The sequence below is a fragment of the Pseudomonas sp. 21 genome, from assembly GCF_000955805.1.
Lineage (GTDB): Bacteria > Pseudomonadota > Gammaproteobacteria > Pseudomonadales > Pseudomonadaceae > Pseudomonas.
In genome coordinates, this window is the sequence record NZ_JYOA01000005.1 from 241,117 (window position 1) to 265,832 (window position 24,716).

Below are 24,716 nucleotides of genomic sequence, written 5' to 3' on the forward strand. Positions count from 1 at the left end.
CGGGAAACCGCACGGCGCCCCGGTCAGCCGGCGGTGACGCTGCGCAGTCGGCCGGCGGTCTTGTGCCGGGAGCAGCAGTTGCTGTCGCCTTCGACGAAGCGGCCGGGGGTTTCCACGCGGTCGATGGGCATGGCGCAGCGCTCGCCGTTGGACAGGCGTCCTTCGCAGGCGGGTTGCTGGTAATGGGCGAGCCAGCTGCGGTACTGGTCTTCGGCGACGAAGCACTTGGCCGCAGCGTAAGCCATGGGATTTTCCTGGTAACGGGCGACATCCTGCAGCGACAGGGTCAGATGACCGGCGCCGGGATGGTACACCACGAAGATCACCCCCATGCCAGCCAGGCGCTCCAGCATCGAGCTATCGGCCGCCTTGGCCGCCAGCGCATCCAGCTCCAGGCGCAAGCCCTCGGCGCCTTGCTGCAACTGCCCGGCGAGCGCGCGCAACTGGGTGGTTTCCTCGCGCAGTTGCTCGGCCTCCTGGCGCAGCTGCTGGTTCTCCTGCTGCAGTTGCTGGTCGAGTTCGTTGCGATAGCCCAGTTCGACGTCACGGGCGGAAATCTGCTCCTTGTAGCGAGCCTCCAGGCTGGCCAGGCGGGTACGTGATTCTTCCTCGATCTGCTGGCGCAACTGCTCCAGCTCGTCGCGGCCGCTCTCTTCGATATGGCGCAACTGCGCAGTCAGCTCCTCGCGTCCGCGCTGGAAGCCATTGGCCTGGCCATCCAGCTCACGGCGCAGGCCGGCGTTGATCTCCTCCTCGCGCTTCAGGCCTTCGCGCAGCGCGGCGAGCTCAGCCTGCAGCACCTTGACCTGTTCCTGCGCGCCGAGCTTCAGGCGACTGAGTTCCTGCTCATGCTGCTGGCTGATCTGCGACAGGCGAGCCTCATGCTGGCCGAGCAGTGCGGCGGTCTTCTGCTGGTGCTCTTCGAGCATCGCGCGGGCCAGTTTTTCGGCCTCCTCGCGGGACTCCTCGGCAGGCGCATACCACTGGTGCTCGTCGGCCATCTGCAGGCGCGCGAGCTCCACGGCGGCCGGCTCTTCTTCCACCAGCACCCCGAGGTTGTTGCGCTTGATGGACTCGCGCAGTTGCACCAGATGGTTCTGGGCCGTATCGAGAGTCGGGTCCCACAGGTGCATCTGGTGCCAGGACACCGGGCACTGACTGCGGCAGGCCAGGCGGATGGGCCCGGCGCCCATGTCGGGGCCACGACCGGCACGGTCGGCCAGGTTGCGCAGCGGCAGGTTCCAGCCTTTGTCGGCTTCACCCTTCTCGTCGAAGTCCAGGTAGAAGAACACCACCGCCTTGACCAGCAGGCGCGGGTTGATCAGCACATAGGCGAGCTGCATCTGCTGATCGGCGTATTCCGGCATTTGCACGACGTTGTCGAGCAGCGCCTCGAATTCGGGGTAGAGCATTTCCCTGCAGACGCCACGGTCGTTGAAGAAGACCACGGCTTCCACCATTTGAGGCTTCTTCTGCATGCTCATCGATTGACCTCTGGGCTGGTGCGGGAGGAAGTCTGAAAAAAGGGTCTGTCAGAAATGCAGCACCCAGACAGCGGGAAAATCCCGACGTCCGAGCAAGTCTAGGGGAATTAATGTCGCAGGCAATGTGACTCGGTTGGCACCCGCCCCGGCGGTCGGGCCGGGCGGTTAACCGGCTGGATAATTCTGTGACGCGGTTGGATTTTCGAAAGGGTTCCCGGGCCCGGAAGGGAACTTTTCCGGGCCCGGTTTTGCGATCCAGATCTCAGTCAGCTCAGGCTTCGAGCGAATCAGATCTCGGCAGCGAGGCGCGACCCCTGGTTGATGGCGCGCTTGGCGTCCAGCTCGGCAGCCACGTCGGCGCCGCCAATCAGGTGCACGCTCTGGCCGGCAGCGACCAGGCCGTCGTGCAGTTCGCGCAGCGGGTCCTGGCCAGCGCAGACGACCACGGTATCCACCGGCAGAACCTGCGGCTCGCCGCCGGCGATGCTGATGTGCAGGCCGTCGTTGTCGACCTTGAGGTATTCGACGCTGTTGAGCATCTGTACCTGCTTGTTCTTCAGGCCGGTGCGGTGGATCCAGCCGGTGGTCTTGCCCAGGCCGTCACCGACCTTGGACTTCTTGCGCTGCAGCAGGAACACCTGGCGCGCCGCGGCGTGCGGGTGCGCCTGGATACCGGCGATGCCGCCACGGGCATCCAGGTTCTCGTCGATACCCCACTCCTGCCAGAAGGCATGGCGATCCAGGCTGGTGGATTCGCCGGCATGGGTGATGAACTCGGAGACGTCGAAGCCGATGCCGCCGGCGCCGATCACCGCTGCGCTGTTGCCGACCGGCTTGCGCTCGAGGATGGCGTCCAGGTAGCTGATCACCTTGGCGTTCTCGATACCCGGAATGGCCGGGGTACGCGGCACGATGCCGGTGGCCAGGATGATCTCGTCGAAGCCACCCTTGACCAGGTCATCGACGCTGACGCGGGTGTTCAGGCGCAGGTTCACGCCGGTGGTTTCCACCTTGCGCTTGAAGTAGCGCAGGGTCTCGTAGAACTCTTCCTTGCCCGGTACGCGCTTGGCGACGTTGAACTGGCCACCGATCTCGCCGGCGGCGTCGAACAGGGTCACCTCATGGCCACGCTCGGCCGCCACGGTGGCGGCGGACAGGCCGGCGGGGCCGGCGCCGACCACGGCGATCTTCTTCACGTGGGTGGTCGGGATGTAGTTCAGCTCGGTCTCGTGGCAGGCACGCGGATTCACCAGGCAACTGGTCAGCTTGCCGCCGAAGGTGTGGTCCAGGCAGGCCTGGTTGCAGCCGATGCAGGTGTTGATCTCGTCGGCACGGCCTTCGGCAGCCTTGTTGACGAAATCCGGGTCGGCAAGGAACGGGCGAGCCATGGAGACCATGTCGGCGTCACCTTCGGCCAATACCTGCTCGGCGATTTCCGGGGTGTTGATGCGGTTGGTGGTGCACAGCGGAATGCTGACTTCACCCTTGAGCTTGGCGGTGACCTTGGTGAAGGCCGCACGCGGCACCTTGGTGGCGATGGTCGGGATACGCGCTTCGTGCCAGCCGATGCCGGTGTTGATGATGGTGGCGCCCGCCTTTTCGATGGCCTTGGCCAGCAGGACGATCTCTTCCCAGGTGCTGCCGCCTTCCACCAGGTCGAGCATCGACAGGCGATAGATGATGATGAAGTTCGGGCCTACGGCCTCGCGCACGCGGCGGACGATCTCCACCGGCAGGCGCATGCGGTTCTCGTAGCTGCCACCCCAGCGGTCGGTGCGGTGGTTGGTGTGGGCCACCAGGAACTGGTTGATGAAGTAGCCTTCCGACCCCATGATCTCGACGCCGTCGTAGCCGGCCACCTGGGCCAGGCTCGAGCAATTGACGAAGTCGGCGATCTGCTTCTCGATGCCCTCTTCATCCAGCTCGCGCGGCTTGAACGGGTTGATCGGCGCCTGGATGGCGCTGGGCGCGACGGACTTGGGGCTGTAGGCGTAGCGGCCGGCGTGGAGGATCTGCATGCAGATCTTGCCGCCCGCCTCATGCACGGCCTGGGTGACGATCTTGTGCTTCTCGGCCTCTTCCGGCGTGCTGAGCTTGGCTGCGCCAGAATAGACGCCACCTTCCTCGTTCGGGCCGATGCCGCCGGTGACCATCAGGCCGACACCGCCACGGGCGCGCTCGGCGAAGTAGGCCGCCATGCGCTCGAAGCCCTGGGGCTTCTCTTCCAGGCCGGTGTGCATGGAACCCATCAGGGTGCGGTTGCGCAGGGTGGTGAAACCCAGGTCCAGCGGTGCGAGCAGGTGCGGGTAGGTGGCGGTCATGGTTCCTCCGGCATTCACGATGATGCCGCGCCCTCAGCCTGCGGTCGCGGAACGGCGAGGCATGGGGCGCGGTCGGTATGGGGCAGACTCTAAGGAGCGCACCCTCGCCGCTCAATGATCGAAAATGACAAGTTACTGACCAAAGATGACACCCCGGCTTGGCAAGGCCCGGCCCAACCCCTACCCTGTGGTGCATCCCATGAGTACCCGTCCTTTATGCGCAAGCTGATCTTCCTCGTCCTGGTCATCCTCTTCGCCGGTTATGCCGGTTGGGCGGAACGTCGACCGGTGGGCCACTACCTGTCCGACCTGCGCAGCGAAGTCTCGCTCAACCAGGGCCAGCCGTCCGAGCGCGGCAACCTGCTGGGCGTGCAGCCGGAGCTGTTCACCCAGGACTACCAGAGCGTGGAGCGCCTGCGCCTGAAGCTCCACGCCTACCTGGCCAAGGCCCGCGACGAAGGACTGATCAACCCGCACACCGTGGTGGTCTTCCCCGAGCACATCGGCACCTGGCTGGTGGCCGCCGGCGAGAAACCCGAGGTCTACCAGACCGAGCACATCGCCGAGGCCATGGAATGGATGGCCGCCAGCAACCCGCTGAAACTGGCGCGCGGCTGGCTCGGCGCCAAGGGCGAGGACCGCATGGCCGACGCCCTGTTCCGCATGAAGGCGGTGGACATGGCGCATGACTACCAGACACTGTTTGGCGGGCTGGCCAAGGAGTTCGGCGTGACTATCGTCGCCGGCTCCATCGTGCTGCCCAACCCGCGCATCGTCGAGGGACAGATCCGCACCGGCAATGGCCGCCTGTATAACGTCAGCCAGGTCTTCGGCAGTGACGGTCTGCCGCTGGGCAAGCCGCAGCGCAAGCTGTTCCCCATCGACGACGAGAAAGGCTTCACCCGCGGCGGCGATGCCGACGACCTGCAGGTGCTGCAGACCCCGGCCGGGCGCCTGGGCGTTCTGGTCTGCGCCGACAGCTGGTACCCGGCGAGCTACAGCGCGCTGGCCGCGAACAAGCCCGACATCATTGCCGTGCCCGCCTTCCTCACCGGCAACGGCAGCTGGAGCAAGCCGTGGAAGGGCTATAACGGCGGCGCGACGCCCAGCGACGTGACCCTCAAACCCGGCGAACTCACGGAAGGCGAAGCCTGGGAACGCCTGGCGCTGGCCGGCCGTCTCGGCGAGAGCGGCGCGCACGCCGGCATCACCGTGTTCTTCCGTGGCCATCTCTGGGACCTGGGCAGCGACGGTCGCAGCCTGGTCGTGAATGGCGACGGCCATACCCTGGCGCCCGACGGCCCCGGCGCGCGCCTGATCAACCTCTGGCTATGAACCGCCCGACCATGCGGCTCGGCGACCTTTCGGTGGGCTTTGTCCACAGCCTCGCCGATGCGCTGGCGGAAAGTGGCGTCGCCCCGCACCCCCTGCTCCAACAATACGGACTGGACGCGGCACGCCTGGGCGAGCCTGGCGCGCGCCTGTCGATCCCCCGCTACATGCGTCTGGGCCACGCGGCCATCCAGCAGAGCGGTGACCCTGCCCTCGGCCTGCGCATGGGGCAGTTGAGCCGGCCGAGCCAGAGCGGCCTGGCCGGCGTCACCGCCGCGCAAGCACCCAACCTGCGTGCGGCGGCCCGCGCACTGATCCGCTTCGAGCCGCTGTACGCACAGAACTATCGCGGCCAGAGCAGCTTCATCGAAGACGCCAGCGGCGCCTGGCTGCGCTTCTACTCCATCAGCCCGTACAACGCCTACAACCGCTTCGTGGTGGATTCGGTGCTGGCCGGCTGGGTGAGCATGCTCGGCAGCATTGGCGCGCAGCCGCTGCGCCCGGAGAAGGTCGAGATCGAGTACCCGGCACCTGCCTGGGCGTCGCGCTTCGAGGAAATGCTTGGCTGCCCAGTGGAGTTCGGCGCCGAACACAACCAGCTACGCCTGGACCAGGCAACACTGGCGCGCGCCAACCCGGACCACTGCCCGAGCACCTGGCGGCAATTGCTGGATATCTGCGAAAAGGAACTGGAGCAGCTGACTCGCACACGCAGCCTGCGCGAGCGCGTTGCCCAGTTGCTGGGCCCGATGCTCAACGGTCGCGAACCGGACCTGGAGGAAGTGGCCGCGCGCCTCAAACTGCCGACCTGGACGTTGCGCCGCAAGCTGGCCGAGGAAGGCACGCAGTTCCGCAGCATTCTCAACGACACCCGCCGCGACCTGGCGATGATCTACATCCGCGACACCGACCTGGCCTTCGGCGAGATCGCCTACCTGCTCGGCTTCGCCTCCGCGGAGGCCTTCCAGCGCGCCTTCAAGCGCTGGAGCGGGCAAACGCCGGGGGAGTTCCGCCGCGCCCAGCGCCACAGCGCCTGATCACATCTCCGTGGCGTCGTCGGCCGGCTCCGGCAGATCCTGTTCCACGGCATGCTGCTCCAGCAGTTCTTCCTGATAGTCGTCCATTGGCTTTTCTCCTGACCGTTCGATCCGGTTTTAGCAAAAACCATGGGAAAAAAGCTAGACGGAAAAGGTGAACGACCTGTGACAGCGTCTTGCAGAAGGACTGCTGGAGTTTTCCAACGGAAACGAAAAAACCCTCAGGTATTGCTACCTGAGGGCTTTCGAATATGGCGCAGCGGACGGGACTCGAACCCGCGACCCCCGGCGTGACAGGCCGGTATTCTAACCGACTGAACTACCGCTGCGTGTCGGTTGGACTTTCGTCCGGTACAGCAACCTCCTGGCGCCTGGAGTGAATCACTCGACAAGCAGGTTCGGGGTAGGAACCAAGGAGGGGGAAATGGCGCAGCGGACGGGACTCGAACCCGCGACCCCCGGCGTGACAGGCCGGTATTCTAACCGACTGAACTACCGCTGCGCGTAACTTGCGAGAGTGGTGGGTGATGACGGGATCGAACCGCCGACCCTCTGCTTGTAAGGCAGATGCTCTCCCAGCTGAGCTAATCACCCTTCGTCTCGAAGTGGGGCGCATTCTACAGCCGGCAGAACCTAAGTCAATGCCCTGATTGAACTTTTTTTCATTTTCCACAAAAAAAGTTCGGCGCGCGGTTAGCGACACCGGTGCGACTCCAGGTTCGCGAGCAAGCTCGCTCCTGCAGGGTCAACCTCGCGAGCGCTCTTGTCGGAGCAAGCTTGCTCGCGAACAACCCACGCTCGGAGTCGGAGAGCCACAAAAGAAAAAGGGCGACCCGCGGGCCGCCCTCCTCTTCCACACCCGACACTCAGTCGAGGTAGATCATCTTGCGCGTCATGCCGCCGTCGATCACCAACTCCTGGCCGGTGACGAAGCCGGCACTGTCGCCGATCAGCCAGGCCACCGCCGAGGCGATGTCCTCCACCGTGCCGACGCGGCCGACCAGATGCTGGTCATGGTCCAGCTCGGTCAGCGGCTCGGCTTCGCGCTCGCGCAGGTCGCGGGCGTCGATCCAGCCGGGGGAAATCGCGTTGACGCGAATCTCCGGGCCCAGGCTGCTGGCCAGGGCGTGGGTCAGCGACAGCAACCCGCCCTTGCTCGCCGCGTAGGCTTCGGAATTCGGCTCGGACTGGTGCGCGCGAGTGGAAGCGATGTTGACGATGGCGCCACTGTGCGCGCGCAGGTACGGCGCGCAGTGCTTGGCCAGCAGCATCGGGCCGGTGAGGTTCACCGCCAGGGTGCGGTTCCACTCGTTCAGGCCAAGGCTTTCCAGCGCCGTGTTGTGCGGCCGGGCGATGGCGGCATTGCTCACCAGCGCATCGAGGCGGCCGAACTGACCGATCAGCTCGGCCACGGCCGCGGCGACCTGCCCTTCACTGGCCACGTCCAGCGCGATGAAGCTGGCGCGCTCACCGAGTGCCGCCGCCACTTTCGGGCCGCGCTCGCGGTCGATGTCCGCCAGCACCACCTGCCAGCCCTCGGCGACCAGCCAGGCAGCGACGCCCAGGCCGATGCCGTGTGCCGCACCGGTGACCAGCACCACCTGGCCGTTGCCCAGGGCGTCCATCACGCTCACAGCGCCGCCAGGCCTCGCGCCAGATCGGCCTTGATGTCATCGACATCTTCCAGGCCAACGGCAACGCGGATCAGGTTGTCACGGATGCCGGCGTTCTCGCGCTCCAGCGGCGACAGGCGACCGTGGGAGGTCGTGGCCGGGTGGGCGATGGTGGTCTTGGTGTCACCCAGGTTGGTGGTGATGGAGATCATCCGGGTGGCATCGATGCAGCGCCAGGCTGCGGCCTTGTCACCTTTCACCTCGAAGCTCACTACCGCGCCGAAGCCCTTCTGCTGACGCTTGGCCAGCTCGTGCTGCGGATGACTGGGCAGGCCGGAGTAGTAGACGCGCTCGACGCCCGGCTGTTGCTCCAGCCATTCGGCGACCAGTTGGGCCGAGGCGCTGTGGGCCTGCATGCGCACGCGCAGGGTTTCCAGACCCTTGATGAAGATCCAGGCGTTGAACGGGCTGAGGGTCGGGCCGGCGGTGCGCAAGAAGCCGACGACGGGCTCCATCTGTGCACGGCGACCAGCGACCACGCCGCCCATGGTGCGGCCCTGGCCATCGATGTACTTGGTCGCCGAGTGGATCACCACGTCCGCGCCGAGCTTCAACGGCTGTTGCAGCGCCGGGGTGCAGAAGCAGTTGTCCACCGCCAGCAGCGCCCCCTTGGCGTGGGCGATCTCGGCCAGCGCGGCGATATCGACCAGCTCGGCCAGCGGGTTGGACGGCGATTCGACGAAGAACAGCTTGGTGTTCGGCTTGCAGGCCGCTTCCCAGGCTTTCAGGTCGCTCAGCGGCGGGTAGTCCACCTCGATGCCGAATCGCTTGAAGTACTTCTCGAACAGGCTGATGGTCGAGCCGAACACGCTGCGCGAGACCAGCACGTGGTCGCCGGCGCTGCACAGGCTCATCACCAGGGAAAGGATCGCCGACATGCCGGTGGACGTGGCCACCGCCTGCTCGGCGCCTTCCAGCGCAGCGATGCGCTCCTCGAAGGTGCGCACCGTGGGGTTGGTGTAGCGCGAGTAGACGTTGCCCGGCACTTCGCCGGCGAAACGCGCGGCCGCATCGGCGGCGCTGCGGAACACATAGCTGGAGGTGGTGAACAGGCCTTCGCCATGTTCAGCCTCCGGGGTGCGGCGCTGTCCGGCACGCACTGCGAGGGTGTCGAAACCGACGCCCTCCAGGTCGCTGTCCAGCCGGCCGGCTTCCCAATCCTGAGCCATGCCTGCTCTCCTTAGTCGTTATAGAGATCGATGATGGCGCTGACCGCGGCACCCTTGGTCTTGGTGGCGTCGTTGCGCGCCTGCTCGATCTTGTTCAGATAGGCTTCGTCGACGTCGCCGGTGACGTACTCACCGTTGAACACGGCACAGTCGAAGTGTTCGATCTTGATCTTGCCGCCCTCGGTGGATTCGATCAGGTCCTGCAGGTCCTGATAGATCAGCCAGTCGGCGCCGATCAGCTCGCCGACTTCCTCGGTGCTGCGGTTGTGCGCGATGAGCTCGTGGGCACTCGGCATGTCGATGCCGTAGACGTTGGGATAGCGCACCGCCGGGGCGGCGGAGCAGAAGTAGACGTTCTTCGCGCCAGCCTCGCGGGCCATCTGGATGATCTGCTTGCAGGTGGTGCCGCGAACGATGGAATCGTCCACCAGCATCACGTTCTTGCCGCGGAACTCCAGCTCGATGGCGTTGAGCTTCTGGCGTACCGATTTCTTGCGCGCAGCCTGGCCGGGCATGATGAAGGTACGGCCGATGTAGCGGTTCTTCACGAAGCCCTCGCGGAACTTCACGCCCAGGCGGTTGGCCAGCTCCAGCGCAGCGGTACGGCTGGTGTCCGGGATCGGGATGACCACGTCGATGTCATGGTCCGGTCGCTCGCGGAGGATCTTGTCGGCCAGCTTCTCGCCCATGCGCAGGCGCGCCTTGTAGACCGAGATGCCGTCGATGATGGAGTCCGGACGGGCCAGGTAGACGTGCTCGAAGATGCACGGCGCGTACTGCGGATTGGCCGCACACTGGCGGGTGTAGAGCTTGCCATCTTCGGTGATGTACACCGCTTCGCCCGGAGCCAGGTCGCGGATCAGGGTGAAGCCGAGGACGTCCAGGGCCACGCTTTCCGAGGCGATCATGTACTCCACGCCGTTCTCGGTGTGGCGCTGGCCGAAGACGATCGGGCGGATCGCATGGGGGTCGCGGAAGCCGACAATGCCGTAGCCGGTGATCATCGCCACTACGGCGTAGCCGCCCACACAACGGGCATGCACGCCGGCAACGGCGGCGAACACGTCTTCCTCGGTGGGTTGCAGCTTGTTGCGCACCGCCAGTTCATGGGCGAACACGTTGAGCAGCACTTCCGAGTCGGAGTTGGTGTTCACGTGGCGCAGGTCGGATTCGTAGATTTCCTTGGCCAGCTGCTCGACGTTGGTCAGGTTGCCGTTGTGCGCCAGGGTGATGCCGTACGGCGAGTTGACGTAGAACGGCTGCGCCTCGGCGGAGCTGGAGCTGCCCGCGGTCGGGTAGCGCACGTGGCCGATGCCGATCTTGCCGACCAGGCGCTGCATGTGGCGCTGCTGGAAGACGTCACGGACCAGGCCGTTATCCTTGCGCAGGTACAGGCGGTCGTCCTGACAGGTGACAATCCCCGCAGCGTCCTGGCCACGATGCTGGAGAACGGTGAGCGCGTCATAGAGCGCCTGATTCACGTTCGACTTGCCCACGATACCGACGATGCCACACATGCGACGCAACCCCTAGTTGGTGTTCAGGCTAAAACAATTCCGTATTCGGCAGTATCCACCGGACCTGCCGTAGCGGCGACGGCTACCCGTCGCCTCCGCCCGCCCGTCACTGGGCAGGCAGCAAGGACCCCACTCCGGATGGCGGAGTGATGGTCACGCCGGACATCCACTGCCCGGCAAAAGTCAGGATGAAGTTCTTCGACCAGTCGGCGACCATCAGGAAATGCGGCATCAGCACCGATTGCTGCCACCACGGATCCTGTTGCACCGGCGCAAGGCTCAGCAAACCGACCAGCAAAACCACCAGCAGCACACCGCGGGCGCCGCCGAACACCATGCCGAGCACGCGGTCGGTGCCGGACATGCCGGTCACCCGCACCAGCTCGCTGATGAGGAAATTGACAAGTGCGCCCAGCAGCAGCGTGACGACGAAAAGAAGAGCGCAGGCGGCGATGACGCGCCCCGAGGGCAGCTGGATGTAGGGTGCGAGATGCTCGGCCAGGGCGCCGCCGAACATCCAGGCGACCGCACCGGCTACGATCCAGGTGACCAGCGACAAGGCTTCCTTGACGAAACCACGACTCAAGCTGATCAGGCTGGAAATGACGATGATGCCGATCATCGTCCAATCGACCCAGGTAAATGCCACGTTGCGGCCCAGAAACGGAAAGGCCCCGCATTTTAGCAGAGGCCTTCGATTTAGAAGAGCCCCAGTTTGACATGGGGCCGATTGAGAGAAGCTAACGAACGGGCTCAGCCACGCTCAGGCTGGAAACGCACCACGAAACCATTGAGTTTCTGCTGCTTGCCGAGCTGGTCACGCAGGCGATCCGCCTCGGCACGCTCGACCACCGGGCCGACAAAGACGCGGTTCATGCCGTCGAAGCTGCGCACGTAAGCGTTGTAGCCCTGGCTGCGCAAGGACTTCTGCAGTTCATCGGCACGAGCACGGTTGGACAGGCTGGCCAGCTGCACCGACCAGCTCACCGGCAGGTTATTGCTGTCCATACGTTGGGCCGGCGGTTGCGCCGGAGCGGCAGGAGCGGTGCTGGCCTGGGCCTGGGCAGCCTGCTGCGCCGGCGCGGCAGGCTTGGGAGCAGCCACTTGCGGGGCCGGAGCCTTGGGCTGCGTCGGCTGGGCCTGCTGGGTCGGCAGACTGGCGATTGGTGCGGAAGGCGCCTGCGCCGGTGCTGCTTCGGCCGACGGCACGGCGTTATCCGCGTCTTCGGCCTGCAGGTCAGGAACTTCGGTGGGTTGCACTTCGACGGTAGGCATCGCCGGCGGCTTGGGCATCACCGGCGCCTCGACCACCACCTGGCGTACATCATCCTCGCGGGAGAACAGCATCGGCAGGAAGATCACGGCCAGTGCCAGCAGCACCAGCGCTCCGACTACCCGCTGCTTGAGCCCCTTATCGAGCAACGCCATGCACAACTCCCCTTAGGTCTACTTATTGAGCAGCCTTGGCGAGCCACTCCAGGGCATCCACCACGCTGTAGAACGAACCGAACACCAGGATCTCGTCATCGGTGCCCGCTGCATCGCATTGCGCCACCAGCGCCGCTGCGATATCGCCATGGCAACTGACCTGCGCCCCGCGAGCCTGCAGCGCGACCTCCAGCTCTGCGGCCGGACGGCTACGCCCGGTGGGCAGCGGCGCGACGGCCCAATCCTGCACCAAGCCGAGCAAGGGTTCCAGTACGCCGTCGAGGTCCTTGTCCGCCAGCAGGCCGAACACCGCGTGGCGCACACCCTTGGGCGGCGCCGCACGCAGGCGGCTGGCAAGGTATTGCGCAGCGTGGGGATTATGCCCGACGTCGAGCAGCAAGTGGCGCTCTTCGCCGTGCCATCGCACTGTGCGGCGATCCAGGCGCCCGGTCACGCGGGTGCGCTGCAGCGCGGCGACCAGTTGCTCGGGCTGCCACGGCAGGTCCAGCAAGGCATAGACCTGCAGGGCCAGCGCCGCGTTCTCCATCGGCAGATCGAGCAACGGCAGGTTGTGCAGGCTCAGCGCCTCGCCAGTGGCGGAGCGGCCGCGCCAGTGCCAGTCGCCCTCGCCCATCGCCAGGTCGAAATCACGGCCACGCAGGAGCAGCGGCGAGCCGAGCTTGCGCGCTTGTTCCATGATCGGCGCCGGCGGCTCCAGGTCGCCGCAGACTGCAGGCTTGCCGGCGCGGAAGATACCGGCTTTCTCGAAGGCCACGCTTTCGCGGGTGTCGCCCAGCCAGTCGGCGTGGTCGATACCGATGCTGGTGACCGCGGCAATGTCGGAGTCGATCAGGTTGACCGCATCCAGGCGACCGCCCAGGCCGACTTCCAGCACCACGGCATCCAGGTTGGCGCGCTCGAACAGCCAGAAGGCCGCGAGGGTGCCCACCTCGAAATAGGTCAGGGAGATTTCGCCGCGAGCCGCCTCGACAGCGGCGAAGGCTTCGCAGAGCGCTTCATCGCTGGCCTCGACGCCATCGATGAGCACTCGCTCGTTGTAGCGCAGCAGGTGCGGCGAGCTGTAGACGCCGACTCGCTGGCCCTGCTCGCCGAGCAGGGCGGCGAGGAAGGCGCAGGTGGAACCCTTGCCGTTGGTGCCGGTGACGGTCACCACTCGGGGCGCGGGGCGCCCGAGGCCAAGCCGGCCAGCTACTTCACGGGAGCGATCCAGCCCCATGTCGATTGCCGTGGGGTGGAGTTGTTCGAGATAGCTCAGCCAGTCGGCAAGGGTACGTTGGGTCATCCTGCGAGCGCGGTACTTGGAGTGTGGGTGAATTTGGCCAGCAGGCTGGCGAGCCGCTGACGCATTTCTGCACGGTGGACGATCATGTCGATGGCGCCGTGCTCCAGCAGGAACTCGCTGCGCTGGAAGCCTTCCGGCAGCTTCTCGCGCACGGTCTGCTCGATCACCCGCGGACCGGCGAAGCCGATCAGGGCGCGCGGCTCGCCGACGATCACGTCGCCGAGCATCGCCAGGCTGGCAGAGACACCGCCGTAGACAGGGTCGGTCAGCACGGAGATGAACGGGATGCCTTCTTCGCGCAGGCGGGCCAGCGCGGCGGAGGTCTTGGCCATCTGCATCAGGGAGATCAGCGCTTCCTGCATGCGCGCGCCACCCGAGGCGGAGAAGCAGATCATCGGGCAACGGTTTTCCAGGGCGTAGTTGGCGGCGCGCACGAAGCGCTCGCCGACGATGGAACCCATGGAGCCGCCCATGAAGGAGAACTCGAAGGCGCTGACCACGACCGGCAGGCCCATCAGCTTGCCGCTCATGGAGATCAGAGCGTCCTTCTCGCCGGTGTCTTTCTGCGCGGCGGTCAGGCGGTCCTTGTATTTCTTGCTGTCACGGAACTTCAGGCGGTCCACCGGTTCCAGCTCGGCGCCCAGCTCCTCCCGGCCTTCCTCATCGAGGAAGATATCGATGCGCGCGCGGGCGCCGATACGCATGTGGTGATCGCACTTGGGGCAGACGTCGAGGGTCTTTTCCAGCTCCGGACGGTACAGCACCGCCTCGCAGGACGGGCACTTGTGCCACAGGCCTTCCGGAACCGAGCTCTTCTTCGCCTCGGAACGCATGATGGAAGGGATCAGCTTGTCTACCAGCCAGTTGCTCATGCTCTCGTCTCCAGTGCAGTGACACAGCGCGATGGGTTGCGCGTGCCCCTGAGCAAATTCATCGTCGCGGTTCCGACCTCAAGGCCGGAACCCCTCGCAAACAAAGGCGCCGCCTGGGGCGTCGCCACGGATACAGCACTCGATGCGGGGCGCCGATGGGCAAGACTGCCAACACCGACAACTCCCTGCGCCACCCACGGGTAGCGATTGGGTAGTGGACGGCGGCAGGCCGCTGGTCGTCACATGAAGATTCCGCGTCACACCACCGAACGGCACTGCGCAATGAAATCGCGGATCTTCTGCGCATCCTTGACGCCCTTGCTCGCCTCCACCCCGCCGCTCACATCCACGGCGTAAGGACGCACCTGGGCAATGGCATCGGCCACGTTGCCGACCGTCAGGCCGCCGGCCAGGATCAGCGGACGCTGCACGTCCTTCGGCACCAGGGACCAATCGAAGGCCAACCCGGTTCCGCCAGGAATACCTTCCACATAGGTATCGAGGAGGAAGCCGCTGGCCTGTGGGTACTTCGCGATCTGCGCCGCCACGTCGTCGCCCGGCTTCACGCGCAGGGCCTTGAGGTAGCGCTTGTGCCAGCCGGAGCAGGCCTCGGGCGACTCGTCGCCATGGAACTGCAGCACATCCAGCGGCACCGCATCGAGGATTTCCCCCAGCTCGCAGCGACTGGCGTCGACGAACAGGCCAACGGTACTGACGAAGGGCGGCAGCGCAGCGACTATCGCCCGCGCCTGCTGGATGCTGACCGCGCGCGGGCTCTTCGCGTAGAACACCAGGCCGATGGCGTCGGCACCCGCCTCGGCGGCGGCCAGGGCATCCTCGACTCGGGTAATACCGCAGATTTTGATGCGAACGGCGGACAAGATGCAGCAACCTTCAGGCAAGTGATCGATCGATGGTAGCAAATGCCCCTGGCATCGTCAGCCGACGATATCCGGCAAACTTGAAAGGAAATGTGGCCCCACATACCGCTCGGGCAACACGAACTCCTCCGGGTATTCCACGCTCACCAGGTACAGCCCGTAGGGGTGCGCGGTGATACCGCTGGCGCGCCGGTCGCGCGCGGCCAGTGCCTCGGCCGCCCACTCAACCGGGCGCTCGCCGGCGCCGATGGTCATCAGCATTCCGGCAAAGTTGCGCACCATGTGATGCAGGAAGGCATTGGCGCGGACATCCAGCACGATGAAGCGCCCGTGTTCGATCACCTCAAGGTGGTGCACCGTCTTGATTGCCGACTTGGCCTGGCACTGCACCGCGCGGAAGGAGGTGAAGTCGTGGGTGCCGACCAGCGCACGGGCCGCCTCGCGCATGCGCGAGACATCCAGCGGACGGTGGTTCCAGGTGACCTCTTCGGCCATGTGCGCCGGGCGAATCTGATCGTTGTAGATCACGTAGCGATAGCGCCGCGCCATGGCGGTGAAGCGCGCATGGAAATGCGCCGGCATCACCTTGGCCCAGGTCACGCTGATGTCGTTGGGCAGGTTGGCATTGGTGCCCATGACCCAGGCGATGAGCGAGCGCTCGGCAGTGGTGTCGAAATGCACCACCTGCCCGCTCGCGTGCACCAGCGCATCGGTACGCCCCGCGCACATCAGGGAAACCGGATGATCAGCCACCCGGGACAGAGCTTTTTCCAGCGCGCCCTGCACGGTCGGCACACCATTTTCCTGGCGCTGCCAGCCGCGATAGCGCGAGCCTTTGAATTCGACGCCCAGGGCAATCCTGGAAACGCCAACGGCGGCCGATTCGGCCGCCGCTGAGGGTACTGCTTCAATCATCTATCTGGAGCCTTCCGGCTCAGGCGATACGCCCGAGCAGTTCGCGAGCTTCCTGCTGCTGGTTGTCGTTACCCTCGGTGATGACCTCATCGAGGATGTCGCGGGCGCCTTCGGTGTCGCCCATGTCGATGTAGGCACGGGCCAGGTCGAGCTTGGTGGCCGCCTCGTCAGCGCCGGAGAGGAAGTCGAAATCGTCTTCGTCGTCGGCACCTTCGCCCGGCAGTTCAAGATCGCTTGCGGCGAAGCTTTCTTCTGCCAGCGACTCGACCGGAGCCTGCGGCTCGTCGTTCTGTGCGGAGAGACGGTCCAGCTCGGCGCTGACCTCGTCCAACTGGGTGGCAAAGCTGTCGCCAGCCTTGGCCGGCGCCGGCTCGTCATCCGCCAGGGACAGGTCGAAATCGTCCGGCAGGTCGTCGGCTTGCGGCGCCTTGCTTTCGATATCCAGGGTGAACTCCTCGGGGCTCACGCCGGACAGCGATGCGGTGTCGTCATCCAGCCCCAGCAGGAAATCGTCTTCCGCCGAAGCCAGGGTGGAGCGGGTGTCCGTCTCCAGGTCCTTGTCCAGGTCCAGGGAGAAGTCGCTCAGGTCGTCGACCAGCGACGGAGCCTCGACCTTGGCAACCGGCTGTTCCGGCAGGTCCAGATCGAAAGCGAAGTCGTCCTCGGCCCTGGCGCTCGGCACTGCGGCCGGCGAGCCGCCCAGGCCCAGGTCGTCGTCCAGGTCGAAGCTACCGAAGGACAGTTCGTCGTCCTGCTGCGCAACCGGAGCAGCGGGCTTGTCGTCACCCAGCTCCAGGTCATCCAATGCCAGGTCGAAGGCATCGTCCAGATCGCCGTGGGGCTGCGCAACGGGCTCCGCAGGCGCCGCCGGGCTATCGGCAGTCGGGCTATCGATGGCGAAGTCGTCCAGGCTGAACCCGTCGAGGTCGCCATCCGAAGTTGCAGCAGCAGCGGCCAGGCCACCCCCCACGGCAGCGAGGGTGACCATGCCCGGGTAACGGGACTTCAGTTGCTCGACCTGCGGCTCGGCGCCACCGATCTCGCGCAGTTCGTTTTCCTGGCGGGCGAAACCTTCGCGATCACCGATCTCGGCATAGACCTCCATCAGCTTCAGGCGCAGGTCGGCGCGCTGCGGCTCGTCGTAGATGGCGCCCTGCAGCAGTTCGGCAGCCTGGTTGAAGCGACCGTAGGCGATGTAGATGTCCGCCTCGCCCAGCGCATCGCTGGTCTGCGCGGCAACGCGCTCGGGCGCAGCCTGAGCCGGGGCGGCAACTTCGGCGGCCTGCGGCACGTCGAGGGTATCCAGCTCGCTGCCGGCGAGGGCCAGGTCATCGTCCAGGTGCGGCTCGTCATCACCGGCGTAGGCAGCGAGGCTTTCCTGCTCCTTGGCGGCGCGGCGGCGGGAAATGATCATCAGCAGGACCAGCAGGGCCAGCAGTGCGCTGCCGGCGATGGCGCCCAGCCAGATCGGATTGGCGAGAATCTCGTCAACGATGCTGGTCTCGGCCTGCGGGGCCGGTGCGGCAACGGGAGCCGGTTTCGGCTTCTGCGCCTCAGGCACGGGGGCCGCTGCGGCAGGAGCCGGTGCGGGTGCCGGAGCCGGTTGCGGCTGTGCCTCGGCGGCAGGAGCCGGCGGAGTGCCTGCATCGCTGCCCGGAGCCGGCGCGGCCGGTTGCTCTGCCACCGCCGGAGCCGGCGGAGTGGCCGGCTGGGCGGCCGAATCGGCGCCCGGCACAGGAGCCGGAACGGCAGCGGCGCCATTGGCGACCGCCTTGTCGCTGCCCAGTTCGTTCTGCAGTTTGGCCAGCTGGGCATCCTTCAGCGCAATGAGCTTCTGCAGCTTGTCCATCTGACTCTGCAGGTCGGTCATGCGACTGCTCAGCTCATCGTTCTCGCGACGGGTGCTGTCCAGGCTTTCCTTGGTGACGGCCAGCTTGTCAGCGACGGCCTGGCCGTCCTTGCTGCCCTTGTCGCCACCCTTGGCCTTGCCGTTCTCGCCAGAGAGCAGGCGCAGGCTGTCCTTGGTTTCGGCCTGGGCCGGAGCGTTGCCGGCATTGGCACGCGGCGTGGCGTCCAGCTGACGAGCGCCGCCAGCGGGCAGGCTGCGGCCTTCGCGCCAGGCGGTGTACTGCTGGTTGACCTCGGTCACGGCAGCCGGCTGGGTGCGGGCCTTGATCTGCTCGGCATCGGGCAGGCGCAGCACCTGGCCGCTCTTCAGGCGGTTGATGTTGCCGCCGAGGAAGGCATCGGGATTCAGATCCTGGATCGCCAGCATGGTCTGCTGGACGGAAACGCTGCCATCCGGGCGCGCACGGGCGGCGATTTCCCAGAGGGTGTCATTCTTACCGGTACGGTACTCATTGCCTTCCAGGCGACGAGCCGGCGCGGCCGGAGTTGCCCTGGGCGCGGGAGTCGCACGCGGCGCGGCAGTGGCGGACGGGCGCACCACCGGAGCGGGAACGGCCATCGGCGCGCGCGGCACGGCGGCGGCGGTCTGTGGCGAATACAGTGGCGGGTCCAGCAGCACGGTGTACTCGCGCAGCAGTCGACCATTGGGCCAGAGCACTTCCACGAGGAAGTTCAGGTAGGGTTCCTGCACCGGCCGGTCGGAAGTCACGCGAATGACGCTCTTGCCGTTGGGCTTGACGATGGGGGTGAACTTCAGCCCGGTCAGGAAGTACTGACGGTCGACGCCGGCCTTGTTGAAGTCTTCCGGGGAGGCCAGCTTCGGGATCACCTCGGCCGCGGACAGGTCACGAACTTCGACCAGCTCGATTTCGGCATCCAGCGGCTGGTTCAGCGCCGAACGCAGGTGGATGTCTCCCAACCCCAGCGCATGCGCCATGCCCGAGGTCAGTGCCGAAGCAGCTGCGATTGCCTGCACCAGTTTGCGAAGCCGGACCATATAGTAATCCCTTGTTTTAATAGCTTTTTTCTGGATTAGAACAACGTCTATCGGGCGCCGCTGCCCACTACACCTTCCGTTTTCACGGCGGTGCTTCCCCTGTCAGCGACGTTCCCGGCCAGTATTGCCAAGCTAGAATACTTCTTCAAATATTCGGTAAGTATCTTTTACAGATAGTGTTTTATCAACAATTCGCCCAAGTTCACAGCATTTAGGGCTGCGCCTTTTCTCACATTATCTGACGCAATCCACAAATTCAGTTCGCACGAATCTGTCAGACCGGTCCGTAGGCGACCGACGTACACCGTATCCTGCCCCTGTGCATCGCCGATGACAGTCGGGTAATCGTCTTCCACCAGCTCGATGCCGTCGGCCGCCTCGAGAGCTGCGCTGACGACGGGCAGGGAAACCGGCGCCGCAGTCTTGATGGTCAGCATCAGGGCATCACCGAAGAAAACCGGGGCCAGGCTGCAGGTTACGCTCAGGCCATGCTTCAGCTCGGGGAACATCCCGGCGAGCTCCGCCGCGATGCGACGCTCCACCGCGGAATGACCCTGCTCGTCGACGCCACCCAACTGCGCGAGCATGTTGAAAGCGAACTGACGATCCACCAGGCGTGGCTCCAGCGGGCGCGCATTGAGCAGCTCGGCCGTCTGTCGCGCCAGCTCCTGTACCCCCTCGCGCCCCAGCGCAGAGGCGGACAGGCAGGCGGCCACATTGACCTGGCGAAATTCCAGCACGCCGCGCAGCGCGGCGAGCACCTCGGCCACCTCGGCAGCGGGTGCTGCCGGTGCCGCGATCAGGGCGGGAAGCTGCAGGGTTTCGATGGCATCGCCATTCACGCCGGCCTGGGCCAGCAGTGCGGCGGCATTGTTCAGCGCGGCACCACTGAGGTCGATCACGCTGCAGCCAGCCTCGCTGGCGCGGGCGGCGCAGTCGGCGGCAGCTTCGGCGCCCACGGAGAGGAAGGCCAGGCGCACCTTGGCGAAGTCGAAGTCATCGAGTTTGCCGACCCGGATGTTGCGCCCACGGAAGCCTATCGACTTGCCGGCGGATTCACCGCTGGCCAGCAGATACAGGTTGGCGACGGGGAAGTCGCGCTCTTCCAGCAGTTCGACCAAAGCCTCGCCAACGAGTCCTGTGGCGCCAACTACGGCGATGTCGAGTGTTTCAGGCATCGGGGTCTCACAATCGGTGGGAAAAGTAGCGCAGCACTTTACTGCCCCCACCGGCGGCGAAGCAATCGGGCGCCCCGCCGCCTATCGCCGCAGCTCAGGGGTGCGGCGCACCCTCGGTGACCTGGGCCGTCAGCGGCGCAGTGACTTGGGCGACCTCCCCGGCCGCCGCCTGCGGATTACCCGCCTGCGGAGCACCCTGGGTCTTGGCGCGATCCTGCTCGGCCAGACGCGCGATCAGGCCGGCGATCTGCGACTCCTTCAGTTCGATCAACTTGTTCAGCTTCTGGGTCTGGCTCTCCAGGTCGGAAATCCGGCTGCGCAGTTCATCGCCCTCGCGACGAGCGCTGTCCAGGCCCTCCTGGGCCACGGCCAGTTGCTCGGCCTCGACCTTGCCCTTGTCCTTGCCCGGCTGACCGGAGATCAGGCGCAGGTTGTCGCGCTCTTCGGCTTTCGCCGGCGCGCTGCCAGCTTCCGCCTTGTGGGTGGCGTCCAGCTGGCGCTCCTGTCGCGCCAGTTGCGGATTACGCCTGGCCTTCCACTCCGAATTCTGGGTTTCCACATGGGCCACTGCCTGGGCATGGCTCTGCTCGCGAACCTGTTGCTCGCTGGGCAGACGCAGTACCTGGCCGACCTTCAGGCGATTGATGTTGCCATCGACGAAGGCATCGGGGTTCATCCGCTGCATCGCCGCCATGGTCTGCATGACCGACACACTGCTGGACGGGCGGTTGCGCGAAGCGATATCCCACAGCGCGTCGTTGCGCTGGATGCGATAGCTGTCAGCCGGCGTATTGGGTACCGACGGCGTTAGCGGTTGCGCTTGCGGCGCGCGCACCGCAGCCACCGGCGCGATGGCTGGCGGCGTCACCGGGCTGGCCACATAGGTCGGCGGGTCCAGCAGCAAGGTAAATTCGCGCACCAGGCGACCCTGCGGCCAGACCACCTGGAGGACAAAGTTCACGTACGGCTCTCGAATCGGCCTGTTCGAGCTGACATGAATGACGCCACGGCCGTTCCTGCCGATATCAGGGGTGAATTTCAGCCCGCTGGTAACCACGTTGCGGTCCACCCCGAGGCGCTCGAAGTCTTCGGCCGAGGCCAGGCTCACCACGACGTCTTCGGAGCTCATATCAGCCGCACCACGCAGATCGATATTGGCCGAGAGGTTCTGCCCCAGCGCCGCCCGCGAGGAAATGTCGCCCAGCTCAAGGGCGCCCGCCATGCCCGGCAGGAAAGCCGCCGCCACCGCCGTCGCCAACCACAATCTGTGTAACCGAGCCATTTTTTTCCCCGCTGCTTGCTTGCCGTCGGTCGGCGCGAAAAGGCGCGCCGAAACCTGTCCTCATGGACGGGCTGCGAGGATAGCGACTGGCTCCCGGTGGCTTTTCCGGGTGCGTCACAGAAACTGGCGCCAAGAAGCCGTCAACCAAACGGACTGGCGTTTTTGTGCGGCGGTTCACCTACATGCTGGGAACTTCTCGCCCCCACAAAGCACGACGCCGGCTCAGGGCCGGCGTCGTGGGTTCCACACTCAGGAGCGAATCAACGCTCGAGCAGGATGCGCAGCATGCGGCGCAGCGGCTCGGCAGCGCCCCACAGCAGTTGGTCGCCGACGGTAAAGGCGCCCAGGTACTGAGTACCCATGTTGAGCTTGCGCAGACGACCGACCGGAACGCTCAGGGTGCCGGTGACGGCCGCCGGAGTCAGTTCGCGCATGCTGATCTCGCGCTGGTTGGGGATCAGCTTGACCCAGGGATTGTGCTGGCTGATCAGGCCTTCGATGTCCGCGATGGGCACATCCTTGTTCAACTTGATGGTCAGCGCCTGGCTGTGGCAGCGCATGGCGCCGATGCGCACGCAGATGCCGTCCACCGGGATCGGGTTCTTGAAGCGACCGAGGATCTTGTTGGTCTCCGCCTGGCCTTTCCACTCTTCGCGGCTCTGGCCGTTGGGCAGTTCCTTGTCGATCCACGGGATCAGGCTGCCGGCCAGCGGCGCACCGAAGTTCTCGGTGGGCATGGCGTCGCTGCGGATGGCTTCGGCGACCTTGCGGTCGATGTCGAGGATGGCGCTGGACGGGTTGGCCAGGTCATCGGCCACGGAGGCGTTGATGGCGCCCATCTGCTTGATCAGCTCGCGCATGTTCTGCGCGCCGGCGCCGGAGGCCGCCTGGTAGGTCATGGCGGACATCCACTCGACCAGGCCGGCTTCGAACAGGCCGCCCAGGGCCATCAGCATCAGGCTGACGGTGCAGTTGCCGCCGATGTAGTTCTTGGTGCCGGCGTCCAGCGAGTTGTCGATGACCTTGCGGTTCACCGGGTCGAGGACGATGACCGCGTCATCCTGCATGCGCAGGCTGGAAGCGGCGTCGATCCAGTAGCCCTGCCAGCCGGCCTCGCGCAGCTTGGGGAAGACTTCGCTGGTGTAGTCGCCACCCTGGCAGGTCAGGATGACGTCGAGGGTTTTCAGTTCCTCGATGCTGTAGGCGTCCTTCAGGGGGGCAATGTCCTTGCCAATGGACGGGCCTTCGCCACCCACGTTGGAGGTGGTGAAGAACACCGGCTCGATCAGGTCGAAGTCCCGCTCTTCCAGCATCCGCTGCATGAGCACCGAACCCACCATGCCACGCCAACCGATCAGACCTACACGCTTCATCGCTACTACACCTTCAAATATTTAGAGGGCCGTCGTTCCCGCCTTCCTGCAGGGGTGCGGGAACGAGCGAGCCGGACAGATTACAGATTCCGCAGAGCCGCGACTACCGCGTCGCCCATTTCGCGGGTACCGACCTTGGTGCAGCCTTCGGACCAGATGTCACCGGTACGCAGGCCCTGGTCCAGGACCAGGCTCACGGCCTTCTCGATGGCATCGGCGGCGGCGCCTTCGCTGAAGGTATAACGCAGCATCATCGAGACCGAGAGGATGGTCGCCAGCGGGTTGGCGATGCCCTTGCCGGCGATGTCCGGCGCGGAACCGTGGCAAGGCTCGTACATGCCCTTGTTGTTCGAATCCAGCGAGGCGGAGGGCAGCATGCCGATGGAGCCGGTGAGCATGGAAGCCTCATCCGACAGGATGTCGCCGAACATGTTGTCGGTGACCATCACGTCGAACTGCTTGGGCGCACGGACCAGCTGCATCGCAGCGTTGTCGACGTACATGTGCGACAGCTCGATGTCCGGGTAGTCCTTGGCGACTTCCTCGACCACTTCGCGCCACAGCTGGCTGGAAGCCAGGACGTTGGCCTTGTCCACCGAGCACAGCTTCTTGTTGCGCACGCGGGCCATGTCGAAGCCGACGCGGGCGATGCGGCGGATTTCGCTTTCGCTGTACGGCAGGGTGTCGTACGCCTGGCGCTCGCCGTTCTCCAGCACACGCTGCTCGCGCGGTTGGCCGAAGTAGATGCCGCCGGTCAGCTCGCGGACGATAAGGATGTCCAGGCCGGCGACCACTTCGGGCTTCAGGCTGGAAGCATCGGCCAGCTGCGGGTAGAGGATGGCCGGGCGCAGGTTGCCGAACAGGCCCAGTTGCGAACGGATCTTCAGCAGGCCGCGCTCGGGGCGGATGTCACGCTCGATCTTGTCCCACTTCGGGCCGCCCACGGCGCCCAGCAGGACGGCGTCGGAGTTGCGCGCACGCTCCAGGGTCTCGTCGGCCAGCGGCACGCCGTGCTTGTCGATGGCGGCGCCGCCGATCACGTCCTCGGTCAGCTCGAAGCCCAGGGCGAACTTGTCGTTGGCCAGCTCCAGCACCTTGACCGCTTCGGCCATGATTTCCGGGCCGATACCGTCGCCGGGGAGAACCAGAATCTGTTTGCTCATCTCTCTGCTCACTTTATAAAAGTCGCTTGGCAAAAAACGTAACGCCCCGGGCGGCTCTCGCCACCCGGAGCGGTCAAAAAGCCGAAATCAGCGCTCGGCCCAGAGCACCAGCACGTCGGTGCTGAAGGAGCCCTCGGCGTCGATCTCGAAATACTCGCGCACCTCGTCGCCCATCGAAAGCTGCAGGGCACGAATGGCCTGGCGCATCACGTCTGGGGTGCGCATGCGCTCGACCCAGGAAGTGAACTCCAGGCGCAGGCGCTGGCGCTTGGCGGCGGTCACCGCAAGGCCGGCCTCGCCGACCAGACGCGCCCACTCCGAGGGGGAGTAGTCACGCACGTGGCTGGTGTCGCGCAGGACCTCGACAGTCTGCAGATAGGTGTCCAGCAGAGGCAAGCCCGGCGCCGCGACATCGATGAAACAGGCCACGCCGCCCGGCTTGAGCACCCGGCGCACTTCGCGCAGCGCCTGGCCGACATCCCGCCAGTGGTGCGCGGAATAGCGGCTGAAGACGAAGTCGAACTCGCCCGCTTCGAACGGCAGCTGCTCGGCGGCGCCACAGCGCGTGGAGATGTTGCCCAGGCCGCGCTCGGCGGCGGCCGAAGCCACCACGTCGAGCATCTGCTGGGACAGGTCGTAAGCCACCACCTCGCCAGCCAGCGGCGCGACGTTGAAGCTTACATGCCCTGCCCCGCAACCCAGGTCCAGCACACGCGCACCAGTGGTCGCCGACAGTCGCTCACGCAGTTGGGCGAACTCCTCGCCTTGTGCGTGGACGGCACTGGTCAGGTAAGCGTTGGCCTGGGCGCCGAACTGGCGCTGGACCACTTGCTCATGGCGACTCTGGGTCATGGCTTTCTCCTTGGCTTGCGGTTGCTGCGGC

At 65.6% G+C, this 24,716-nt stretch carries 19 protein-coding genes and 3 tRNA genes; 2 read left to right on the forward strand and 20 right to left on the reverse strand.

The annotated features are described in order from the left end of the window. Positions 1-23: 23 nt before the first annotated feature. Complete coding sequence (locus UB43_RS13870; RefSeq protein ID WP_045211848.1) at positions 24-1,484, reverse strand: chromosome partitioning protein ParA; 1,461 nt, start codon at positions 1,482-1,484, stop codon at positions 24-26. Positions 1,485-1,771: 287 nt separating this feature from the next. Next, a complete protein-coding gene (locus UB43_RS13875; RefSeq protein WP_045211850.1) occupies positions 1,772-3,805 on the reverse strand; it encodes an FAD-dependent oxidoreductase in 2,034 nt (677 codons plus the stop codon). A 216-nt stretch (positions 3,806-4,021) separates the two neighbouring features. Between UB43_RS13875 and UB43_RS13880 the strand changes: the two genes are divergently transcribed. Both UB43_RS13880 and UB43_RS13885 read left to right on the forward strand, forming a co-directional pair. Continuing rightward, positions 4,022-5,140, forward strand: coding sequence for a carbon-nitrogen hydrolase family protein (locus UB43_RS13880; RefSeq protein ID WP_045211853.1), 1,119 nt, complete (start codon positions 4,022-4,024; stop codon positions 5,138-5,140). Further along, positions 5,137-6,174 (forward strand): AraC family transcriptional regulator, encoded by a 1,038-nt coding sequence (locus UB43_RS13885; RefSeq protein ID WP_045211855.1) that lies wholly within the window; start codon positions 5,137-5,139, stop codon positions 6,172-6,174. Before UB43_RS13880 ends, UB43_RS13885 begins: the two co-directional genes overlap by 4 nt. Positions 6,175-6,426: 252 nt before the next feature. Here UB43_RS13885 and UB43_RS13890 read toward each other — a convergent pair. From UB43_RS13890 to UB43_RS13975, 18 genes are all read right to left on the reverse strand, one after another. Continuing rightward, a tRNA-Asp gene (locus tag UB43_RS13890) sits at positions 6,427-6,503 on the reverse strand. A 96-nt stretch (positions 6,504-6,599) separates the two neighbouring features. Beyond that, positions 6,600-6,676, reverse strand: a tRNA-Asp gene (locus UB43_RS13895). Positions 6,677-6,692: 16 nt separating this feature from the next. Then, positions 6,693-6,768: transfer RNA gene (locus tag UB43_RS13900), tRNA-Val, on the reverse strand. Positions 6,769-7,040: 272 nt separating this feature from the next. Further along, entirely contained in the window at positions 7,041-7,799 is a 759-nt protein-coding gene (locus tag UB43_RS13905; RefSeq protein ID WP_045211857.1) for an SDR family oxidoreductase, read from the reverse strand. Positions 7,800-7,804: 5 nt separating this feature from the next. After that, a complete protein-coding gene (locus UB43_RS13910) occupies positions 7,805-9,016 on the reverse strand; it encodes an O-succinylhomoserine sulfhydrylase (RefSeq protein ID WP_045211860.1) in 1,212 nt (403 codons plus the stop codon). Between the two features lie 11 nt (positions 9,017-9,027). Continuing rightward, complete coding sequence (purF, locus tag UB43_RS13915) at positions 9,028-10,533, reverse strand: amidophosphoribosyltransferase (RefSeq protein ID WP_045211863.1); 1,506 nt, start codon at positions 10,531-10,533, stop codon at positions 9,028-9,030. A 106-nt stretch (positions 10,534-10,639) separates the two neighbouring features. Next, positions 10,640-11,182: a CvpA family protein gene (locus UB43_RS13920; protein ID WP_138525869.1), complete on the reverse strand. Its 543-nt coding sequence runs from the start codon at positions 11,180-11,182 to the stop codon at positions 10,640-10,642. 104 nt (positions 11,183-11,286) lie between these two features. Next, positions 11,287-11,961, reverse strand: coding sequence for an SPOR domain-containing protein (locus UB43_RS13925; protein ID WP_045211867.1), 675 nt, complete (start codon positions 11,959-11,961; stop codon positions 11,287-11,289). A gap of 22 nt (positions 11,962-11,983) precedes the next feature. Further along, complete coding sequence (gene folC / locus UB43_RS13930; protein ID WP_045211870.1) at positions 11,984-13,264, reverse strand: bifunctional tetrahydrofolate synthase/dihydrofolate synthase; 1,281 nt, start codon at positions 13,262-13,264, stop codon at positions 11,984-11,986. Further along, positions 13,261-14,136, reverse strand: a complete 876-nt coding sequence (gene accD, locus UB43_RS13935; RefSeq protein WP_045211873.1) for an acetyl-CoA carboxylase, carboxyltransferase subunit beta — start codon at positions 14,134-14,136, stop codon at positions 13,261-13,263. The genes folC and accD overlap by 4 nt, the downstream gene beginning before the upstream one ends. Positions 14,137-14,393: 257 nt before the next feature. Further along, positions 14,394-15,017, reverse strand: coding sequence for a phosphoribosylanthranilate isomerase (locus tag UB43_RS13940; protein WP_045211876.1), 624 nt, complete (start codon positions 15,015-15,017; stop codon positions 14,394-14,396). 57 nt (positions 15,018-15,074) lie between these two features. Continuing rightward, positions 15,075-15,932 (reverse strand): tRNA pseudouridine(38-40) synthase TruA, encoded by an 858-nt coding sequence (truA, locus tag UB43_RS13945; RefSeq protein ID WP_045211878.1) that lies wholly within the window; start codon positions 15,930-15,932, stop codon positions 15,075-15,077. A 19-nt stretch (positions 15,933-15,951) separates the two neighbouring features. Further along, positions 15,952-18,837: a FimV/HubP family polar landmark protein gene (locus tag UB43_RS13950; RefSeq protein WP_045211880.1), complete on the reverse strand. Its 2,886-nt coding sequence runs from the start codon at positions 18,835-18,837 to the stop codon at positions 15,952-15,954. Positions 18,838-19,004: 167 nt separating this feature from the next. Then, positions 19,005-20,015 (reverse strand): aspartate-semialdehyde dehydrogenase, encoded by a 1,011-nt coding sequence (locus UB43_RS13955; RefSeq protein ID WP_045211882.1) that lies wholly within the window; start codon positions 20,013-20,015, stop codon positions 19,005-19,007. A 94-nt stretch (positions 20,016-20,109) separates the two neighbouring features. Next, positions 20,110-21,297, reverse strand: a complete 1,188-nt coding sequence (locus UB43_RS13960) for a FimV family protein (protein ID WP_045211885.1) — start codon at positions 21,295-21,297, stop codon at positions 20,110-20,112. Between the two features lie 260 nt (positions 21,298-21,557). Beyond that, positions 21,558-22,670, reverse strand: a complete 1,113-nt coding sequence (gene asd / locus UB43_RS13965) for an aspartate-semialdehyde dehydrogenase (RefSeq protein ID WP_045211887.1) — start codon at positions 22,668-22,670, stop codon at positions 21,558-21,560. Positions 22,671-22,750: 80 nt separating this feature from the next. Continuing rightward, positions 22,751-23,833 carry a 3-isopropylmalate dehydrogenase gene (leuB, locus tag UB43_RS13970; RefSeq protein ID WP_045211890.1) on the reverse strand — a complete coding sequence of 361 codons (1,083 nt, stop codon included), beginning with the start codon at positions 23,831-23,833 and terminating at the stop codon, positions 22,751-22,753. 87 nt (positions 23,834-23,920) lie between these two features. After that, positions 23,921-24,685, reverse strand: coding sequence for a class I SAM-dependent methyltransferase (locus tag UB43_RS13975; RefSeq protein ID WP_045211892.1), 765 nt, complete (start codon positions 24,683-24,685; stop codon positions 23,921-23,923). Between the last annotated feature and the right edge of the window lie 31 nt (positions 24,686-24,716).

Excerpts from the sequence above, each read along its gene's own strand:
- UB43_RS13875 (WP_045211850.1), bottom strand. The coding sequence starts at position 3,805 with ATGACCGCCACCTACCCGCACCTGCTCGCACCGCTGGACCTGGGTTTC.
- UB43_RS13910 (WP_045211860.1), bottom strand. The coding sequence starts at position 9,016 with ATGGCTCAGGATTGGGAAGCCGGCCGGCTGGACAGCGACCTGGAGGGC.
- UB43_RS13885 (WP_045211855.1), top strand. The coding sequence starts at position 5,137 with ATGAACCGCCCGACCATGCGGCTCGGCGACCTTTCGGTGGGCTTTGTC.
- leuB (WP_045211890.1), bottom strand. The coding sequence starts at position 23,833 with ATGAGCAAACAGATTCTGGTTCTCCCCGGCGACGGTATCGGCCCGGAA.
- purF (WP_045211863.1), bottom strand. The coding sequence starts at position 10,533 with ATGTGTGGCATCGTCGGTATCGTGGGCAAGTCGAACGTGAATCAGGCG.
- UB43_RS13905 (WP_045211857.1), bottom strand. The coding sequence starts at position 7,799 with ATGGACGCCCTGGGCAACGGCCAGGTGGTGCTGGTCACCGGTGCGGCA.
- UB43_RS13960 (WP_045211885.1), bottom strand. The coding sequence starts at position 21,297 with ATGGCTCGGTTACACAGATTGTGGTTGGCGACGGCGGTGGCGGCGGCT.
- UB43_RS13880 (WP_045211853.1), top strand. The coding sequence starts at position 4,022 with ATGCGCAAGCTGATCTTCCTCGTCCTGGTCATCCTCTTCGCCGGTTAT.
- folC (WP_045211870.1), bottom strand. The coding sequence starts at position 13,264 with ATGACCCAACGTACCCTTGCCGACTGGCTGAGCTATCTCGAACAACTC.
- UB43_RS13955 (WP_045211882.1), bottom strand. The coding sequence starts at position 20,015 with ATGCCTGAAACACTCGACATCGCCGTAGTTGGCGCCACAGGACTCGTT.
- asd (WP_045211887.1), bottom strand. The coding sequence starts at position 22,670 with ATGAAGCGTGTAGGTCTGATCGGTTGGCGTGGCATGGTGGGTTCGGTG.
- truA (WP_045211878.1), bottom strand. The coding sequence starts at position 15,932 with ATGATTGAAGCAGTACCCTCAGCGGCGGCCGAATCGGCCGCCGTTGGC.
- accD (WP_045211873.1), bottom strand. The coding sequence starts at position 14,136 with ATGAGCAACTGGCTGGTAGACAAGCTGATCCCTTCCATCATGCGTTCC.
- UB43_RS13975 (WP_045211892.1), bottom strand. The coding sequence starts at position 24,685 with ATGACCCAGAGTCGCCATGAGCAAGTGGTCCAGCGCCAGTTCGGCGCC.
- UB43_RS13950 (WP_045211880.1), bottom strand. The coding sequence starts at position 18,837 with ATGGTCCGGCTTCGCAAACTGGTGCAGGCAATCGCAGCTGCTTCGGCA.
- UB43_RS13925 (WP_045211867.1), bottom strand. The coding sequence starts at position 11,961 with ATGGCGTTGCTCGATAAGGGGCTCAAGCAGCGGGTAGTCGGAGCGCTG.
- UB43_RS13870 (WP_045211848.1), bottom strand. The coding sequence starts at position 1,484 with ATGAGCATGCAGAAGAAGCCTCAAATGGTGGAAGCCGTGGTCTTCTTC.